The sequence below is a fragment of the Guptibacillus spartinae genome, assembly GCF_028610625.1.
Lineage (GTDB): Bacteria > Bacillota > Bacilli > Bacillales > Guptibacillaceae > Guptibacillus > Guptibacillus spartinae.
In genome coordinates this window covers 1-16,539 of record NZ_JAQQWU010000020.1, presented here as the reverse complement: position 1 = coordinate 16,539, position 16,539 = coordinate 1, and the positions used below count along the sequence as shown (strand labels likewise).

General features: G+C 34.3%; 22 protein-coding genes and 1 pseudogene. 13 read left to right on the top strand and 10 right to left on the bottom strand.

The annotated features are described in order from the left end of the window. Window positions 1-239 precede the first annotated feature (239 nt). Both PQ511_RS21705 and PQ511_RS21700 read left to right on the top strand, forming a co-directional pair. Window positions 240-1,235, top strand: a complete 996-nt coding sequence (locus tag PQ511_RS21705) for a phage lytic cycle repressor MrpR family protein (protein WP_273854021.1) — start codon at window positions 240-242, stop codon at window positions 1,233-1,235. Continuing rightward, entirely contained in the window at window positions 1,192-2,550 is a 1,359-nt protein-coding gene (locus PQ511_RS21700) for a phage lytic cycle repressor MrpR family protein (protein WP_273854020.1), read from the top strand. The genes PQ511_RS21705 and PQ511_RS21700 overlap by 44 nt, the downstream gene beginning before the upstream one ends. A 139-nt stretch (window positions 2,551-2,689) precedes the next feature. Here PQ511_RS21700 and PQ511_RS21695 read toward each other — a convergent pair whose 3' ends face one another. Next, complete coding sequence (locus tag PQ511_RS21695) at window positions 2,690-2,848, bottom strand: hypothetical protein (protein WP_273854019.1); 159 nt, start codon at window positions 2,846-2,848, stop codon at window positions 2,690-2,692. Window positions 2,849-2,928: 80 nt separating this feature from the next. Further along, complete coding sequence (locus tag PQ511_RS21690) at window positions 2,929-3,102, bottom strand: hypothetical protein (protein WP_273854018.1); 174 nt, start codon at window positions 3,100-3,102, stop codon at window positions 2,929-2,931. A gap of 198 nt (window positions 3,103-3,300) precedes the next feature. Between PQ511_RS21690 and PQ511_RS21685 the strand changes: the two genes are divergently transcribed. Then, the gene (locus PQ511_RS21685; RefSeq protein WP_273854017.1) at window positions 3,301-3,549 is read left to right on the top strand and encodes a hypothetical protein; all 249 of its coding nucleotides are present in this window, start codon (window positions 3,301-3,303) and stop codon (window positions 3,547-3,549) included. 214 nt (window positions 3,550-3,763) lie between these two features. Next, entirely contained in the window at window positions 3,764-4,666 is a 903-nt protein-coding gene (locus PQ511_RS21680) for a hypothetical protein (protein WP_273854016.1), read from the top strand. A gap of 737 nt (window positions 4,667-5,403) precedes the next feature. Here PQ511_RS21680 and PQ511_RS21675 read toward each other — a convergent pair. Both PQ511_RS21675 and PQ511_RS21670 read right to left on the bottom strand, forming a co-directional pair. Beyond that, on the bottom strand, window positions 5,404-5,724 hold the full coding sequence (locus PQ511_RS21675) for a hypothetical protein (RefSeq protein ID WP_273854015.1): 321 nt from the start codon (window positions 5,722-5,724) through the stop codon (window positions 5,404-5,406). A 98-nt stretch (window positions 5,725-5,822) separates the two neighbouring features. After that, entirely contained in the window at window positions 5,823-6,230 is a 408-nt protein-coding gene (locus PQ511_RS21670; protein WP_273854014.1) for a thiol-disulfide oxidoreductase DCC family protein, read from the bottom strand. A 167-nt stretch (window positions 6,231-6,397) separates the two neighbouring features. On the opposite strand from PQ511_RS21670, the gene PQ511_RS21665 reads away from it, so the two are divergent. Then, a complete protein-coding gene (locus PQ511_RS21665; protein ID WP_273854013.1) occupies window positions 6,398-7,087 on the top strand; it encodes a hypothetical protein in 690 nt (229 codons plus the stop codon). A 59-nt stretch (window positions 7,088-7,146) separates the two neighbouring features. After that, the gene (locus PQ511_RS21660) at window positions 7,147-7,935 is read left to right on the top strand and encodes a hypothetical protein (protein ID WP_273854012.1); all 789 of its coding nucleotides are present in this window, start codon (window positions 7,147-7,149) and stop codon (window positions 7,933-7,935) included. 63 nt (window positions 7,936-7,998) lie between these two features. Here PQ511_RS21660 and PQ511_RS21655 read toward each other — a convergent pair whose 3' ends face one another. The 3 genes from PQ511_RS21655 to PQ511_RS21645 all read right to left on the bottom strand — a co-directional run bounded on the left by PQ511_RS21655 (window position 7,999) and on the right by PQ511_RS21645 (window position 9,777). Further along, window positions 7,999-9,153: a hypothetical protein gene (locus tag PQ511_RS21655; protein WP_273854011.1), complete on the bottom strand. Its 1,155-nt coding sequence runs from the start codon at window positions 9,151-9,153 to the stop codon at window positions 7,999-8,001. Window positions 9,154-9,297: 144 nt separating this feature from the next. After that, window positions 9,298-9,570 (bottom strand): hypothetical protein, encoded by a 273-nt coding sequence (locus PQ511_RS21650; RefSeq protein WP_273854010.1) that lies wholly within the window; start codon window positions 9,568-9,570, stop codon window positions 9,298-9,300. An 18-nt stretch (window positions 9,571-9,588) separates the two neighbouring features. After that, window positions 9,589-9,777 (bottom strand): hypothetical protein, encoded by a 189-nt coding sequence (locus tag PQ511_RS21645; protein WP_273854009.1) that lies wholly within the window; start codon window positions 9,775-9,777, stop codon window positions 9,589-9,591. 157 nt (window positions 9,778-9,934) lie between these two features. Here PQ511_RS21645 and PQ511_RS21640 point away from each other — a divergent pair, with 157 nt between their 5' ends. Further along, window positions 9,935-10,306, top strand: a complete 372-nt coding sequence (locus PQ511_RS21640) for a hypothetical protein (RefSeq protein ID WP_273854008.1) — start codon at window positions 9,935-9,937, stop codon at window positions 10,304-10,306. A 337-nt stretch (window positions 10,307-10,643) separates the two neighbouring features. Here PQ511_RS21640 and PQ511_RS21635 read toward each other — a convergent pair whose 3' ends face one another. Together PQ511_RS21635 and PQ511_RS21630 are read right to left on the bottom strand one after the other, a co-directional pair. Next, window positions 10,644-11,012: a hypothetical protein gene (locus PQ511_RS21635; RefSeq protein ID WP_273854007.1), complete on the bottom strand. Its 369-nt coding sequence runs from the start codon at window positions 11,010-11,012 to the stop codon at window positions 10,644-10,646. Between the two features lie 78 nt (window positions 11,013-11,090). Continuing rightward, window positions 11,091-11,603, bottom strand: coding sequence for a hypothetical protein (locus PQ511_RS21630; protein ID WP_273854006.1), 513 nt, complete (start codon window positions 11,601-11,603; stop codon window positions 11,091-11,093). 182 nt (window positions 11,604-11,785) lie between these two features. On the opposite strand from PQ511_RS21630, the gene PQ511_RS23785 reads away from it, so the two are divergent. The 5 genes from PQ511_RS23785 to PQ511_RS21610 all read left to right on the top strand — a co-directional run bounded on the left by PQ511_RS23785 (window position 11,786) and on the right by PQ511_RS21610 (window position 15,285). After that, window positions 11,786-12,019, top strand: a complete 234-nt coding sequence (locus PQ511_RS23785) for a CPCC family cysteine-rich protein (RefSeq protein ID WP_420541747.1) — start codon at window positions 11,786-11,788, stop codon at window positions 12,017-12,019. A 195-nt stretch (window positions 12,020-12,214) separates the two neighbouring features. After that, window positions 12,215-12,514 carry a hypothetical protein gene (locus PQ511_RS21625; RefSeq protein WP_273854005.1) on the top strand — a complete coding sequence of 100 codons (300 nt, stop codon included), beginning with the start codon at window positions 12,215-12,217 and terminating at the stop codon, window positions 12,512-12,514. 132 nt (window positions 12,515-12,646) lie between these two features. After that, entirely contained in the window at window positions 12,647-12,967 is a 321-nt protein-coding gene (locus PQ511_RS21620) for a hypothetical protein (protein WP_273854004.1), read from the top strand. Between the two features lie 225 nt (window positions 12,968-13,192). Further along, window positions 13,193-14,530 carry a ribonuclease H family protein gene (locus PQ511_RS21615; protein ID WP_273854003.1) on the top strand — a complete coding sequence of 446 codons (1,338 nt, stop codon included), beginning with the start codon at window positions 13,193-13,195 and terminating at the stop codon, window positions 14,528-14,530. A gap of 107 nt (window positions 14,531-14,637) precedes the next feature. Continuing rightward, window positions 14,638-15,285, top strand: coding sequence for a GIY-YIG nuclease family protein (locus PQ511_RS21610; protein WP_273854002.1), 648 nt, complete (start codon window positions 14,638-14,640; stop codon window positions 15,283-15,285). Between the two features lie 253 nt (window positions 15,286-15,538). On the opposite strand, the gene PQ511_RS21605 is transcribed toward PQ511_RS21610, so the two are convergent. After that, window positions 15,539-16,192, bottom strand: a complete 654-nt coding sequence (locus PQ511_RS21605; protein ID WP_273854001.1) for a hypothetical protein — start codon at window positions 16,190-16,192, stop codon at window positions 15,539-15,541. A gap of 199 nt (window positions 16,193-16,391) precedes the next feature. Between PQ511_RS21605 and PQ511_RS23780 the strand changes: the two are divergent. Continuing rightward, window positions 16,392-16,539, top strand: a pseudogene (locus PQ511_RS23780) (RNA-guided endonuclease TnpB family protein); the annotation flags it as partial.

Sequence of the window (16,539 nt, the reverse complement as noted above, 5' to 3'; positions counted from 1 at the left end):
CGACTTTTATTAGTATAGCAATGTTTTCATATAGATAAAAGCATGTTATATTCTTCCATAACATGACAATATTAACGAAATATATGATTTATAATCTAATTCATCACGTGTATAATTGTTCTTGGATTAAAGATAATTGAAAATATACTATTTATTTTAATATGATTTAAAATAATAAAACGTTGAGGTGTTATATTATTTTAAATCATATGGTGAAAATTTAGTAAAGGAGTATTCAAATGCAAATAGCTTTAGATAAAGACCACGAAAGTACGTACTACTTCGATTTTGATACAAAGATGGAATTCCTTAATAGTTCTCCCTCCTCTACTCAACGTTCAATGAAAACGTTATTTAGGCATTCAGCTTTGTTGGAACAACACTACGGAAAAGATCTACACTCTTTTACTTCTAAAGAACTAGAGACGTTATTAAAATCATTAAGTTCTGTAAGCCTTCGTAGTTTGTACGGGAATTTGTCGATCATTCGTCAATACATCGCTTTCTCGATTGAAATGAACTATAGCTCTCTTCATAAAAATACCGCTTCTGAACTTAATAACAAAAAGGAATTGGACCGTTTATTCCAGGAGTCAAATAGAACGTATTTGACTGAAAATGAAGTCGTGAAAATGGCATATGAGGCAGAGAATGCACAAGATGGTATTATTTTATCTTTGTTGTTTGAAGGGGTTAGTTTTAAAGATGAATATTTAGAATTGGTTAACCTTTCTATTGATCAAGTCGATTTTGAAAATCGATCTGTTACGTTAGGAAATCGAACGATATTTATCAGCTCTGAGACAACAGAGCTTATTAGAAAAGCGTTCTATGAAGAGGAGTATTGGAGTGTTACAGGGTTTGAAAACAGAAAATATACTGTTGCTAAAGGCACAAACGTAGTGAGAGGTATACGGAATAATAGTAAAGTTACCAAACATGCGATAAGACTAAGAATTGCTAGACTGTCTGACTTGCTTAATGAAGGTAATTTGAATGGTAGGACATTAAATAATAGTGGTCAAATTCATTATGCAAAGTCTTTAATCGTTAATGGTTGTTCCCTGGATGAAGCGATTATAAAAACGAGACAGTATTTTGGGTTGCCAGATAATCAAACCGCTATTTCGAAATTAAGAAAAAAAGTAAAATCAAATCTTATGGAAGCAAAAATTAAAGGAGATAAAGTCTATGAGAAAAACCAAAGATATACCGGAAAATTACTATCAATATAAACTAAAGGTAGAGTTTTTTAATAAGTACATACCCTCTACTCAACATGATGTTAAAACGCTATTTAGACATATGGCGGAATACGAAAAAAAATTCAGGAAGGATCTTCACTCTTTTACGGATGATGAGTTAAAAGTCTTTTTAGTTTCTCGAAAAGCTGAATCTGTTAGAAGTTTAGACAATACATTATCCACGATTAATAAATACATCAACTTCTGTTGTGAAAAAGGGTACGTAAAAAGGGAGGATAACCCAGTCAAATCCTTTAATTACAAAGAAGCTAAAATGCAATTGTTGAATAGTAATACCTCTGAATATGCGTTATTCACAGCGGGTGAAATCATGAATATTGCCATGGGTGCGGATAATGCTCAGGATGGTGTTGTACTAGCGTTGTTATTCGAAGGGTTGAATAATAAAAAAACTTTCCAAGAATTGATTAATTTAAAATATAAAGATGTCGATTTTGATAGAAATGAAATTCACTTAACTGATAGAACGATCACAATCACACCTAAAACTGCAAAACTGATAACAAATGCCTATACTCAAGATGAATATCTAAGTGTAAATGGGGATAAAGTCAGACGCTATAAAATGGAAAAAGCAGGTTTTATTTTAAAAGGGATTAGAGGGGAAAAGCAAGTAAAGCCCGAGAGAATTAGTCAAGCTATTATACGCTTAGCGAAAATAGCGGGAATTAAAAACTTAAGGGCTACCAATGTTGTTTATAGCGGACAAAACCACTATGCTAAAAGTTTACTCCGCGAAAAAGGGGTTATGAAAGGATTCACTAGGAATGATTTAAGGGAAACAGCCAGTCGAACATTGCGTTATTTCGGTATTCCTGTTAATTCTAATGCTGAAAATAATTTCCTCTTACGGTTAGAGAATGATTTGGATGATATTAAACCAGAAAAGCAAACTGCGATTATCGATCGTTTGAAAAGAGATAAGATGTTAGTGAAAGATCTAAAAAAGGTATACCATAACCAGTGCCAGGTATGCGATACGAATCTTACAGGAATCGATGAGTTAGCATACTCAGAAGTACATCACATACGTCCTTATAACGAAGCACACAACGGTTCTGATGAAATTAATAACTGCCTTGTATTATGTCCGAACCATCATAAACTATTTGATCTGGGTATATTAGCAATCAATCCTAGAGATTTTAAATCTTTAATTCATATAGATGAAGAGAACTCTCTAAATGGAAAAGTTGTAGAATTTAAACATGAAGTCGATAAAGATAATATTCGATATAACTACAAGGAGATATTTTTAAAAAGAAAAATACAAGTTACGAATTGAAATTAATTCTATTAGAACATATTCGAAAATAGGTGATTCTTTCGCTTAATCTGCGTAATTCGCCGAAATCAATAAGGGTCAGAACCTAAATTAGTTCTGACCCTTATTTCTGTTGTGTCACATCTAACATTAGACTTATTTATTTTTTATTGATTTTTAAAACGATCCACAAACTAATTCCTACACCTATTATCGATACAAAAAACCTTGCATATGCATTTGGAGTAATGTAAAAAGCAAAGCCTAAAACAAGTGCATAAGCCACAATTAACAAAAGGAAATATAGACTACTCTTCATTATGACCTCCTCATATGGCGTATCTACATTAGAATAATGTGTCACATGAGTCCGTACTAATGACACATTAGAAATTTTCATTAATGTCTAAGATATTGACGGTATTTATGGTTATTGTAAGTGGTTGCAGCGAAAATAAGGATAATTAGAAAGGATTTAAGATAAGGATTTTCAACTTTAAGAATTGTAAAGAAGATCGAAACGCTTAAAATGATATTAACGGTCATAAAGGGAAACTTTGTATTTTGTTTCATTTGTGATCTCCTTTCATAATATTGAACCTAGGATTAATGGGCTTATGGTAAGCTTCCCTTCTTTTCAAATAAATAACATTTAAGAGATAAAAAAGGTATTATTTCACCCTATTCATACCGTTTAATTGTACTATGTAAGTAATGATACAAATGGGATACGGAATTAGTATTCATTTGTAAAAATAGGGAGGGCGAAATATGCTATCGCAAAAAGTAAAGAACAAACATGTTATAGAAATGCACAAGGGTAAGCCTCACATCCGAACAGAAGTATCATTTATGACACCAATTAAGGAAGAAGATCTCAACAAATTTAACGCCTTGTTACTTCATCAAGAATTAGATAAGACGCTTAAGGATATGGTTGCTAAAGTTGAAGAAGAAATAGGTGATACTTTCGAATGTGATGTAGAGTCTATTTATGTTGGGCTCAAAAACACTCTATAATAAATAGGTTTAATTAAAACATTATATTTCTTATAAGCAAATGATTCTAAATCATTTGCTTTTTATTTTAGATGGATACATGACATTAATCCTATCCTAAAATGCCTGTTTTTTTTGGAATTGTCTTAACTTTTTATCCAATTTATGTTTATACGTAGGACCTTAGTGATACTTGAAGAGAGTTCTTACAAAAAATGGAGAGGATGTTTTTTATTTGAAATCAAAAACAGTTGCTAAGTTGGTAGTTCCAGTTTTAAGTTCGCTATTGGTATTTAGTGGTGTCGCCCCTTCTATTGGGCATGAACCACAAGAAGTGTTTGCTCAAGAATATTCGCATATCAGTGAGGAATTAATCGAAAAAGTTGATCAGTATGTTGAGTTAGAAAGGTCTAACACTTCTTTTTCTGAGATTTTGCCAGATGGTGAATTTGAAACTTATCACACTGAAGAGGAAGCAGATCCTAATGATGAATATTATGACACTCTTCCCTCTGAACCAGGTGGTAAAGGTGGAGGGAAATATTTTAGCTCTTCTTCAGAGGCAACTACTGCAGAATCAGCTGTTTACTATCGATATACAATGGAAGATGTGAACATGACTACACTTGAAAATGAACTAACTCCAGAGGAGTTGCAAATTGTCAAAGATCAACTTATATTTGCGAATAATCAAATGAGAGAAACGGACTATGTAGATGGAACTGTTGATGGTAATATCATTAGATATTCATGGGAGGAAAATACTAGTTCAGGCGAGGTAGATGGTCCCAGCTACGGTGATTGTGGAATTAAGCAAGATGTTTGTCCTACTGATTATGGTTTAGGTGATCCTGAGTTAGGGGAAACAGGTCTAGAGATAACATGGACTGGATTTGTCGTTTCGTTATCCGAAACTGTGGTTGCGGGCATTTTAGATTTGACAGTTGGCACCCCCACCGAAGCTGCTTTTATATATGCACTTCAATCTGTATTAATAACTGGTGTTCCTCTTTGGGTACTCTCCACGATTGCTGCGGCTTTAGTTCTCACAGAGATGAATTATGTTGCACAAAATATTAAGATTGAGTACCAAATGGGAGCTGAAGGGTCTGATTTCGAATTTACATCAAGTGAATAAACTTTCAAGGGGGGTTAGTAATGTCTTTCGGGAAAAGATTTCTTATTATTTGTTTAATCTCAATGGTTTTAATGAGTATTGAATATATATTCTTGCCAGATATTATAATAATTAAGGCAATCGCATTAAGTACGACAACTATACTCGTTACCAATATAATGAATAAGAAATACCCCTTGAAGAATAAAGAAGGATCATAACTTCGGTTACTTTATTTGAGATACTTCACTTGTAAACGAGCGAATTCGATTAAGCATTTAAAACACTGTACACCAACCGGTTAAGGAGAGGTGTACAGTGTTTTATTACTTCATTGTTCGAAGATTCCGCTCTTCTCTCCACCAATTTGTTTCTTTCTTTTAATATATATAGCGCAACCTCAGACTATAATTTATATCGAGTATGACATGGGAGCTGAAGGATATAATTTCGAATTCACAACAAGTAAATTAAATCTAGAGGAGGTAAAAATGTCTTACGGGAAGAAATTTCTTATTACCTGGATAAGTTTAATGGTTGTAATGGGCATTGAATATATCTTCTTACCGGATAATTGGTTAGTTAAGGGTTTGGCATTAGGTTTGACCTCTATGATCATTATCACAATAATCGAAAAGAAATACCCCTCGAAGAAGAATGCAAATTCATAACTTCAGATACTTTATATGAGGAACTTCTCTAGTAGCATCCAAAAATACTGTACACACGCCTTAACTTTGCTTGTGTACAGTATTTATTTATTTTAGTAGTTTTTGAAGACGTAAACCTTTGAGTTTTTTGGTTATTTTCTTTTCTATTTCTGTAATATTGTTATTTAGTAGCGTTTTAGCGATTTCTTCGTAGTTTCTTACGCCTAAGTCCGGTACGTCAAGATAAAAAGTATCACGTATATCATCTTTCCTACTTACTCTGCGAAAATAAAGTACATATTTGTAATCTTTTTCTTCTAAAACATGATAGGTGAACATGTAAGAATAATTTCCCTCAATGGCATAGATCAACAAGCAGTGTTCTGTCCTATCAGCAAATACTTTTGGATTGAGACTATGATAATTCATTTTTACTCCTCCCAAAACATGATTTAAGTTTTAAATACCGTCTGCTCTTACTTAATTCTGCTTACCAAATAAAATTACCTACTCCCTTCCTCAGTTAATCATCCTAGGAACCTATTCCTTTGCTCCTTCGTTGGAAGCATACATTCTTCTCTCTTCCCAAATAATTTGTAACGTCTTTTAGCAATACCATCATATATTCTATCTCTAGCACTTCTAGGCAGTATGTAAGCGATAGCGGATAGTTGGAATACTCCGCCTAACTTTTTGAAAATATATATCGCTGCATCTGATTTCACAAGTGCTTGACCATCTCTAATTACTATGACGCTGTCTGGTATCTCTTCCATATGCGCTTCCTTCAATAATCTTGCGGCTATATCAGATTGCAAAGAAGCGAAAGAGAAAATACCTTTCTTATCAACTTTAAACATAAATTTTACCAAGCTATTGCATACATTGCATATGCCATCAAATAGGATTATATTTTGCTCTTGATTACGATTCATTATTATCACCCTTCCTTCGCAACATTCAACGTTACCATAATCATATATTTTTCTCTTCTGATTAATGTAGTTAAGCCCTTTTACTAATGCGATCGATAAACTGTGATACTATTATTGTAAGTTACCAAATTTTACATCGCATTCAATAAATTACAGGGGGTTTTGTTATGGGATTCTGGAATAAGGTAGGGAAAGCGGTTGGTACGGCGATTGAAAAAGCGCCAGAAGCTGCATATAAGTTGCAACAGGAATCAGCAAAACGGGAAGTTGCTATGAAAAAAGAAGTTGTAAGAAGACTGAATGAGAATGAAGCTAAAGTTGAAGCGGCTGAGAAATCAGGTAGAATGAAAGATCCTGAGTTTGCAAGGAAGGTACATGAAGGAAGAGAAAAAATAGAAAAGGTTAAAAGCAACATTAATAAACCGAGCAGTTCATATGGGAATTTGAAGACTAATAGTAATGGTGAGGTGACATATGGAGGCTACACAATACGTCAATGGAACGGGAAATGGATCCAACTGGGGAGATTAAGTTCCCTGACAATTGACGATTTAAGCCAATACAATAAACAAATTGGGTTATATAAAGCTGAGAAAAACGGCAAAACCGTCTATGTGGGAAAGGCGGTGGAGCACAGCAATGGTGGTTTCAGGAAACGACTAAGAGATTACGTCAGAGGTAGTGATAGCGGAAGAACTCATGGTTCAGGGCGAAAGATGTTTGAGAATCGAGAACAAATTTCGATCTCCATCTTAATTGTTGGTGATTCAGCGAATGATGTAGAAACTGTTATAGCGCTTGAACAAGCGATGATTGGATACAATGGACCGGGATGGAATGTACAACACAATCGTTAACTAGTTACTAAATTTAAATGAATCGAGATAAAAAAATTGATAAGGAAGAGAGATATAAAATGATTAACGAAAATAGTGAAGGTGGAAATATCATTAATCCGGAAAAATTCATGGAAATTATGCCGGAATTCAAAGCATGGTCTGGGCTTGCATTGGTAAAGATTTTTGATGATTCGGGAAGTAAGATAAAGCCATTAGGTTCAGGTGGGTTAGTTAACTACAAAGGGCGTTATTTTGTAGTTACTAATGAACATGTTGTTAGGTCTGTTCCAAAAGGCAATAGAGCAATTTATATCAATATACCTTATGCTGATAAAGACGCAATAGATAGAAAAATGATTGTAATAAATGACGCTGAGAATAAAGATAATGATTTAGCTGCTTTCGAAATAAGCGAAGAAACAGTTAATAAAATGAACGAAAAAAGCTTTCTCAGTGAAGAAAACTATGATTTGGATATAGAGGATTACATTAATGATATATCAAATGTTATTTTCGTTCACGGTTATGCTGTGTACGATACTCAAATAGATCATATGGAAAAGACAATAGACATGGTAACCACTCCCTATCAAACAACCGTTGCAGAATATGATCAGTATGCAGAAATCTTGAATATACATTCAAATCAAGAGGGGATTTCTGAGTACGGGGAAGAGATTGAAGTATCTACCTTTTCCGGTATGAGTGGTTCATTAGTATTTGGTCTATATATGGAACCTGGCGGGATCGATTATAAAGCAATTGGAATACTAAGTGAATGGGAAAAAAGTGAATCAAAATTATTGGTTTTCCCTTTTAAGGATATTACTAATTTTCTAGATGAAAGTTTTTTCAGTGATAACTAACAGAGACAGTAAATTCGTCTTAAAACCGACAAAGGGTTTTTCCCTTTATCGGTTTTAAATTTATCATTTGAATTTATTATGTATAACTGGAACGATGCTTGTCGTAAAGATGATCATAGATAAGAGGATATAAATAGAAAATAGATCTATTGCATGCAAGATGATGATAATTGTTAAGAATGAAATTCTGGATATGCACAATATAACCTCTCTCCAAATAGTGATCTGTATACGCTTCGTCTTCCCCTCCCCTTCCAATTGTTCGTATTGCTGAGAGTAATAGTTTGTACGGAAGATGAAGTTACCTATTACTAATAGGATGTTAGGCACCAATAACCATAGGTTCGATAGAGTGGTTGCTAGTCCTAAACCTAGGAATGCTAGTAAAATACCGATAATCATCCAACTGACCGGTGAGAGTTTCGATGCATTGAAGAGCTTGATCATGATGAATACTAATAGTGTGTAGAAAACATTGAGAAGTGCTACGAAGAATTTATCTTCCGTAATTGTGAATGTGAAATACATTAAAAAGATTGTCTGGAATTCCGCGAACATCCCTCCGAAATAATATGAGTAAGGAAGTAGTTTGGTCTTTCCGCCTTTAAAAACCTTTTTTAAGCCTATCTCTTTTGTGAATGGATTTGAGATTCTATCCTTTTTAGGTGAGATATCGGGCAACATGAAGCTCAACAAAAATAGTCCAATCGAAAAGATAAACATGACAATAAATGTGTTCCCATAGTTTAACGTTGACAATATAAATGCGAACGTTAGTGGAATGAAATTGTTTACGGCTTTTCTCCAGAAAGCGGACTGTTGGAAGAAAAGTTTGAATTCCTTCCCTTCCCCTAATATTGATAAAGCAAGTGTTATTCCAGCTGAGAATACCCCTCTCATTAGACCGTATATGGAACCAGCAAACATAATCCAATGAAATGGTTCATCAAACGTTACAAAAGAAAGTAACCCAAATAATATTAGTGAAAAGATTGAACCCGCTCTCATTACAGTTTTTAAATCTTTTTTGTAAAATAAGTATGATCCGCTCACATATGAAATACTCCACAAAGAGAACATAAAAAAGTTAAACCATACCAAGTCCAAAAGTTGTTTGTTCTGTTGCCAGATATATAAATTCACAAATAAATCCACGAATGTAAACACAACCGAAGTTGATGTATTAAACAAGATCATGCGCTTTAACCCATTATTCAAAAGAAAACTACCTCCTTCGCTTGAACAAACATCCTAAACTGCAGAATGTAATTAACCAAGAAAAAGGAGAATGAATGTGTAAACGCAAAAAAGACTTCCCTTAAGGTGAAGTCTTTTTTTGCAACAGGTGTATAGGGATGAGACTTACATCTCGCTTATTCCCGATATAAGAAACCAAAATGCAAAAATGGGTAAAGATAGTAACATCGTGATAAATGAAAGCTTATGTAATTTGTATTTGAGTAAAAATAATAATGAAACAACTAATCCTATGCTAGGAATACCAATCCATACTATATCTTGGAGAAGAATACTTTTGGATCCTATGAATCCAATGAAATTCGTTACAAACATCACATACCAAATTAATTGGAGTAATAAAGCTCCTTTGATGATGGTATTTCGTTTATCGATCATGGTATCGCCTCCTCTATATTAATTATTGCTGCTGCACAATAAGTTTTCCTGCATCTTATCTAAACTGACCAACAACGAAGAACCGGTCGTTTCGTGTAATGTGCGGTCGGTGCCTATAGCTTGTACTTTTACTGGTTTTTCATCTTCAACGGTTATTTGGATAGAATAACCCGCTTCTTTTAAAGCCTTTAGGATATTATCGATCAACTCTTAAACCTCCTGATAATTAGGCTAATTGCTCAGTTATGAATTGGTACACATAGGATATGGTATTCAGTTTAAGGGTAAATTACTAGAGGGTAAACCAAGAATTTGGAAAATAAATCATTACCAGTCTCATAAGTGCTTATGAAAGGGGGATATTATGCCTATAACAGATAAAGGTACCGTGGATTATCATATACCTGAAGAGATAAAATCCAAGTTTACTAAAGAAATTTTATCCGATTTTAGAAAGGAAGTTATCCGTACTTTCCAAAAAAACGATATTAAACGCGGCGATAAGCCAAATAACTATGAAGAATTTAGTTATCATGCTTGGTGGCTCTATATGGAAGGCACGAGCGGTTACTGTGAAGCATTTAGAAAAATAATGTTGAAGCACAATTTACGAGAAATAGTGGATTATTATGATTCACTTCCTTACTATGACAGTGATTTGTTTGATCATGAGTTTGGCGACTTACTTATCCAGTATGGATTAGTTAAGTTGGGTAGTCCTGACGAAATCAATTAAGAATTAAAAGAACCTTGAGGAAACGATACCTCTAAGGTTCTTTTGTTTACATGTAGGATTGGTAAATGCCTGTGCCCAGTAAATAAACTATGAGTAGACTTAAGAAAACAGAAAATAAAACAAATGCTTTTTTTGAATGGAAATCGATAGCCACCCCGTTTTTTGGTTCAAAAAACCAGCTATACATCACTAATCCTAGTAAAATTAATAGTAGTATTCCCGCACCTAAATTTGTAATGGTTCTCCCCCCTCCTCTCTCGCTTCGGTGTACATTGAGTATGTGTATTGTATACCCTTAGTATATGTAAGATGCATGTCATACACATCCTTTAGTGACTTACTGTGGTTCGTATTTCTGCTTTAGTGCTTCTAATAGAGCCTTTTCTTGTTGCTCTTTCCAACGATTCAAGTTGTTACGATAGGCTTCTTCAGCATCCGCTTTGTTTTTTAGTAAATCTTCAGCAAACCTATCCATATCAAATCTAAATGAATTGGAATCGTCTATGATTATCTCAACGATCTCTGCATTTTTATAGGGATAGCTCTGAATTAGTTCTCCGTTTCGTATAAACTGATTAATATGGTTTTTAAGATGACCTATATTTGACCAGGACTTACCTGATTTGGTCCATACATTAGCCCTACTTCCTCCCTTGGAAAATTCCCCAGTCACCTTGTTTCTTATTTTATATACCTTTTGCTCCAAATGCGTTCACTCCATCTTTGATTATTTTAAAACTAGAAGCCATAACACTTGTTATGGCTTCTAGTTGGTTGATTCAGATTACTTTACTTCAGTCGCTAAGTCAGCTGGTTCAAGTTCCACTTGTTCATAAATTTCTGTGAGTGATGCTTGAGCATTTTCAAAGTGCTCTGTATATTTAGGGTGATCGTTCTCTTCACCAAGAGTACCCCACTCTTTATAAGCAGTAGAAAGTTCTGTAACAACTTCGGTTAGTTCCTCATTAAATGGTTTTAGATCTGAAGGGATTTTGAGATCTTTTACCGATTCTGCAATTTTCACTGATGTTTCTGTAGCATGTTTCTTTGCTTCATCCACCTCTTCTTGAGTTGGTGGTTCTTCTTCTTTGGCAACTAGTGCATCAAAAGAATAAAGCGCGGCATCTTGTTTGTTGATCGTGTTCGTTAACTTCATTTGGAAATCCATTAGAGCGCTTTTAACATCTGTTTGAGATATTGCCTCTTGTTCTGGTTCTGTATTCTCTGCCTTTTCCTCTGAACATGCTGCTGTGAAAATCAAGGACGCTGCGCCTATTGAAAATAATACTTTTTTCATTTTGTTCACTCCATTTGTTTTAATTTTTGTTCCTAAAATTCCCTTTTATCTAATAAGGAAAGAGTCCTTTATCCAAAAGGAAATTTCTGAAAATATATTGAAAAAGAGGAACTACAATACATGACCCATTGTCATTTATTAATTAATTGAGGTGATAGTAATGAAATATACTTGCCCTTGCTGTGGATGTTGTACTAAATAGCGAAATTCACGATATCTGTGAAAATTGCTTCTGGCAAGACGATCCTATTTACAGAGAAAGACCTGACTCATTAGATGAAGCGAATTCACCCCTGACATTAAAAGAAGCGCAAATGAATTTCTTAATTCTTGGTGCGTGTGATGAGAATGGCTTAGGTGAAACTCGGTCGGCTAAGGAATATGGAGATAGAGATCCGAAGTGGAAGCTCCTTTAAAAGGGGTTCAACTATCACAGAAGGTAGTTAGATGTTTTATCCTAGCGACATTAAGTAGTTGTCATTCTGTACAGACCTCTCTACTATTATTAAAAATACGTAAAAATATATATAATAATGAAATTACAACTGTTCATTTCAATACTTCGCTAATATAATAGAGGTTAATGAAGTTACGTTAAGTGGGTGATTTAGATGAAGTTACTAAAAACATTGTTTTTTTCAAAGAGGAGTAAAAATCAACTCTTGTCGGATCAGCTAAATGGAAAAAGAAAAATAATCAAATCGTTATCAACCAGAGTTCGTGTTCAAAAAGTCACTAACGAAAAACAACAACGAAGACTTATGGAAGATGACTATCAAGGGCGATCAATAAAGAAATGTCATTGCGAGGATAAAGATATAAGACCATTAGTTGATGAGGAGCCAAATTCGGGTCTTTATTGTTTAAACTGCAGTAAAATAATAAATTTCAAAGATATTCATATCGCTTAGCATGTTATCGGAAAAGTGTTCAGCTTCCTGTGCGCTTCCTTCGCTTACCTCTTTGTACGATAAAAACTAATTTAAATTCTCTCAATACTCAATATCCAGTTATAATTGCAAAAAACTAGGATGGTGTATTGTATGAAATTATTTAAAAAGATCTTCGGAAAGAAACAAGCAAGAATTGAGGAATTGGAAGAGCTTCTAAACAAAAAAAGCATAGAAAACAAGGTTTTAATTGAAGAAAACCAAGAGCTCAAAGTTGCAAACGAAGATTTGGACGTTGCATTATGGCATATTCATAATGATAAAAAAGTAGAAATAGAAAACGAAGAAGTAAATGATTACAATAAAAAATACAACCAAACATGTAGTTGCGGTAAAGGGATTCTTGGACCTTTAGATGATGGCAACCCTAGTTTGGGATTGTATTGTATGCAATGTAATAGAATTGCGAGCTAAAAAAGACCATATAAAACAAAGGGGCTTTTCATAAGCTCTTTTTCTTAATTGATGTTTCTAATGACTGAATACCTTTTCCGTATTTCTCCACATAGAAAATAACCAGGGAGATTTCTAAGAAACTCTTAAGATAAGGAATTTTTGGCTCCATATTATTTAGTGATGAGTAGTTCATTTAGGTTATTCTCATTAATTGCTCTGAACAGCATTACGGAGGTTTAAAGGATGAAAAAAGAAACCATAAAGGATTCCATCTGTTACGCGGTGATCATGGGTAGAGAACCAGGTATTTACTATAGTTGGGATGAAGTGTTGCGGGTCACTAAGGGGTTCTTAGGGGCATCTGTAAAGAAGTGTTACTCTCTATCTGAAGCGCAGGAGTTACTAGGAGAAAAACAACTAAAAGGGTTCCGGTTAGCGGAAGAAAGACAGACAAATAAGTTATCACATTTACATATGATGAACATCTATACAGACGGAAGCTTTAACGGGAGAACGAATGACTACTCTTATGCTTTTGTAACAGTCAAACATGAATCCGTTACACATAGCCAGAGCGGTTTAGGAACGAATAAGGAAGCTGCTCTGTCTTTGAAGAGTTTAGCAGGAGAACTAAAAGCAGTGATGGAAGCTGTGAGGTATGCTGCATTAAATGGGGAACGTAATTTAGTTATATATCATGATTTCAATGGGGTTAGAGAAATAGTAACTAGAGAAATAAAGCCTAGAAATCCATTCGCAAAACAATACAAAACATTTATGGATAGATGGATTGCTCTTTATGGTTTAAGGTTAGATTTCACTAAAGTGAAAGCGCATAATGGAAATGAATACAATGAACTTGTTGATCACCTAGCAAAAGAAGCACTTTTCAGAACCAAAATTTCTAGTACAAACAACGCTTTAGAAATGCCTCATATCGTCGAACTGAGGAAAAAGGCATTGAAAGTTAACAAGACGATTGATTGTTTTTCTGGCAAAGGGAAAGTAAGGCAAAAGTTGTTAAGTAGTGGTGAAAATATCTATTTGAGCTACCGTCATAACTATCTTAGCTACGCTGACTTAATGGATGACATAGAGTTTTTAGTAGATGTATTTATTGAAAAGGCTAAATGGAAGCAACTTGTACTCTCCCGTGATCAAGCTTATCTATTTTTCCTGTCGCATAGTTTAAAAATGGAAAATATCTATATGAAGTTGATTCGTAATAAGAAGGTACGAAAAGAAATTAAGGTAAGCAAAGAGAATAATCACTTAAAGGGTCTAATGGTGAAGGCAATAACAATAAAAAGTCCTCTTAACTGTTTCACGGTTGATGAAAAGGATAAGCAAAGAATGGTAAGTTATGGACATGCTATTTTCAAAAGAAAGAGAGAGAGTTTTTCTAGTTTAAGCGCGTTAATGATAAACGTAGGGTCCATGGTGAGAGAATTGTTAAAAAGAGCGCATGACCAACAAATCGCAGTAAATGAGGAGCAATGCTATTTGTTCTTCTTGAGTTATTCGGAGAAGATGGAAAAATTTTATCAAAAAAAACTTAAAAGACAACTTTCGATGGGCTAATATCGGAGGTTGTTTTTTTAAATGAAAATTCCAGTTTTGTAAGTCGTTTTAACCAATCGAATAAATATGATGAAATGTAGAAAAATAAGGTAAAAGGAGTTGAGGTAATGGAGAGCAAGAAAATTACGGGATTACTCAAGAGGAAAGAAGCCGGATTTGTTTATTTCTTGAGAGAACATCTTTGTGGGAGTATTAAGATTGGATATTCGAGGAATTTAGATCAAAGATTAATCCGTTTTGGGGTCACTTTGCCTTTTGATGTGGAGCTCGCTCATGCAATATACAGTCAAAACGTTCAGACCACAGAAAAACTTTTACATAAGTATTTTGAAGGAAAAAGACTAAATGGGGAATGGTTTCAATTATCTGAAGAAGAACTAAATGAGATTAGACGCATGAACTTTCCCGAAGAAATTGTAAAATCTATAACTATAGATCATGCTGAACTGGAAACAATCTCAGTTGGAGAGGCTGAAAACATTAAGGAAACAACTTTATCTCCTACAGATCCATTATTTAAAGAAGTTTTAATTGCCCAAATAAACTACAAACCTTTACCGAGCAAACCAAATCCTAAAAAACTAAAGAGATATATGGAGAAAATGAGTAATCATCCGACAGAAACCTACGTAGAAGTTCAAGAACAAAAAGGGAAGCGACAAGGAAAGTTCCTTTTAGTTGGTTCGCCTTACTACATCCTCGCTTCCCAGAAATTAAAAAGAAAATCATTATTGGTTAAACTCGTGAACTTATAGTTTGCCTTCGAACAGAGAGCGCAGGCATTTACTCTACTGACCTCTGGAATTTCTCGAAGAACAATACCGTGTTCATCTGATACGTGTCGGTGTCGTAGTTACAATACTTGTAGTGGATATTACGATCGATATCTTCATATAGTGCGAACACTAAATCATTTGATTCTTTGCTCTCAAAGAAACAACCATACCTACGATTAAGTCTTATTGTGGCTATTGAGATCACCTTCTTTATGTCCTGGAGTCATTACCTTCATAATTTTGTGGGATAGGAAGGTTTTATATAGATAAGCGTTTCGCTGCTGTTCATCTTTTCCATTTCATTAAATTTCACAATGTAAAATTCCGCTTCGGTCACATCAAATGCAATTCGGAAAATACCTTTCTCTCCCGCTTGAAGCTTAAGGTAATTAAACGACTCATCGCTGTATGTATTGTAAAAGACCTCACTCTCCATCTGTATCTCTTCGGATGAAATACCTGTAAAGTCTTGATCGGATAACACGACATCTTCGTTACGCATGTTCGAAACTTTAAACTCCAAAATTAAAAACTGATCATGATCTAGCTCTTCAACAACAAGGTCATTATGCTTTGCTTTAGTGGTATATCCGCCTGTTAGTTTTAGAGTCAGTGAATTGTTTCGACTGAACTCATCACCTACGTGATAAAACTTATCCATTAGTTCCTGATCTGCACCTGTTTCTTTTGCAAGTGCTCTGGTATCTACAATCGGAACTCGTTCCTCTTTTTCTTTTTTCTTCTCTTCTTCTATTTTCTTATCTGCATTTGTATTAAGGTCGTTCTCTATCGATTGATTTATCTCTTCATTCGATTGACTGGATTCTTGAGAGCAACCTACAGCAAATAAAAGCAACAAAAGAATCAGCATAGAAACTTTCTTCATTTTTTACCCCTTCCCATTGTTCCGTTTTATCGCTTATCAAGACTAACATATTTTTTAGGATAACTGTTATTAATGCGAATTGTATGAATTAGGAAAGAACACCCGTGATCTTCAGTCATGGGATGAATTTCCGTGGGTTAGCACATTCGAGACAAACACATGTTCCTTTGATAAAATGTAGCTAAAGGAGGTGTGAAAAATGAAAGAGAAAAAGCGATACGGCATTCAAAAAGAGTATTTGAAGTTGAAATCTAAAAAAGAGTATCTTGCACTGCGTAAGCTCGTTCATTTAAGCAAGAACATGTATAATGTGGGCTTGTATTCTGTACGACAACACTTCTTCAAGA

Bases quoted from the DNA above. Each gene is read 5' to 3' on its own strand.
- PQ511_RS21605 (WP_273854001.1), bottom strand. From the start codon at position 16,192: ATGAAGAAAGTTTCTATGCTGATTCTTTTGTTGCTTTTATTTGCTGTA.
- PQ511_RS21620 (WP_273854004.1), top strand. From the start codon at position 12,647: ATGAAATTATTTAAAAAGATCTTCGGAAAGAAACAAGCAAGAATTGAG.
- PQ511_RS21660 (WP_273854012.1), top strand. From the start codon at position 7,147: ATGATTAACGAAAATAGTGAAGGTGGAAATATCATTAATCCGGAAAAA.
- PQ511_RS21690 (WP_273854018.1), bottom strand. From the start codon at position 3,102: ATGAAACAAAATACAAAGTTTCCCTTTATGACCGTTAATATCATTTTA.
- PQ511_RS21705 (WP_273854021.1), top strand. From the start codon at position 240: ATGCAAATAGCTTTAGATAAAGACCACGAAAGTACGTACTACTTCGAT.
- PQ511_RS21640 (WP_273854008.1), top strand. From the start codon at position 9,935: ATGCCTATAACAGATAAAGGTACCGTGGATTATCATATACCTGAAGAG.
- PQ511_RS21615 (WP_273854003.1), top strand. From the start codon at position 13,193: ATGAAAAAAGAAACCATAAAGGATTCCATCTGTTACGCGGTGATCATG.
- PQ511_RS21670 (WP_273854014.1), bottom strand. From the start codon at position 6,230: ATGAATCGTAATCAAGAGCAAAATATAATCCTATTTGATGGCATATGC.
- PQ511_RS21700 (WP_273854020.1), top strand. From the start codon at position 1,192: ATGAGAAAAACCAAAGATATACCGGAAAATTACTATCAATATAAACTA.
- PQ511_RS21675 (WP_273854015.1), bottom strand. From the start codon at position 5,724: ATGAATTATCATAGTCTCAATCCAAAAGTATTTGCTGATAGGACAGAA.
- PQ511_RS21695 (WP_273854019.1), bottom strand. From the start codon at position 2,848: ATGAAGAGTAGTCTATATTTCCTTTTGTTAATTGTGGCTTATGCACTT.
- PQ511_RS21685 (WP_273854017.1), top strand. From the start codon at position 3,301: ATGCTATCGCAAAAAGTAAAGAACAAACATGTTATAGAAATGCACAAG.
- PQ511_RS21610 (WP_273854002.1), top strand. From the start codon at position 14,638: ATGGAGAGCAAGAAAATTACGGGATTACTCAAGAGGAAAGAAGCCGGA.
- PQ511_RS21630 (WP_273854006.1), bottom strand. From the start codon at position 11,603: ATGAAAAAAGTATTATTTTCAATAGGCGCAGCGTCCTTGATTTTCACA.
- PQ511_RS21665 (WP_273854013.1), top strand. From the start codon at position 6,398: ATGGGATTCTGGAATAAGGTAGGGAAAGCGGTTGGTACGGCGATTGAA.
- PQ511_RS21650 (WP_273854010.1), bottom strand. From the start codon at position 9,570: ATGATCGATAAACGAAATACCATCATCAAAGGAGCTTTATTACTCCAA.
- PQ511_RS21625 (WP_273854005.1), top strand. From the start codon at position 12,215: ATGAAGTTACTAAAAACATTGTTTTTTTCAAAGAGGAGTAAAAATCAA.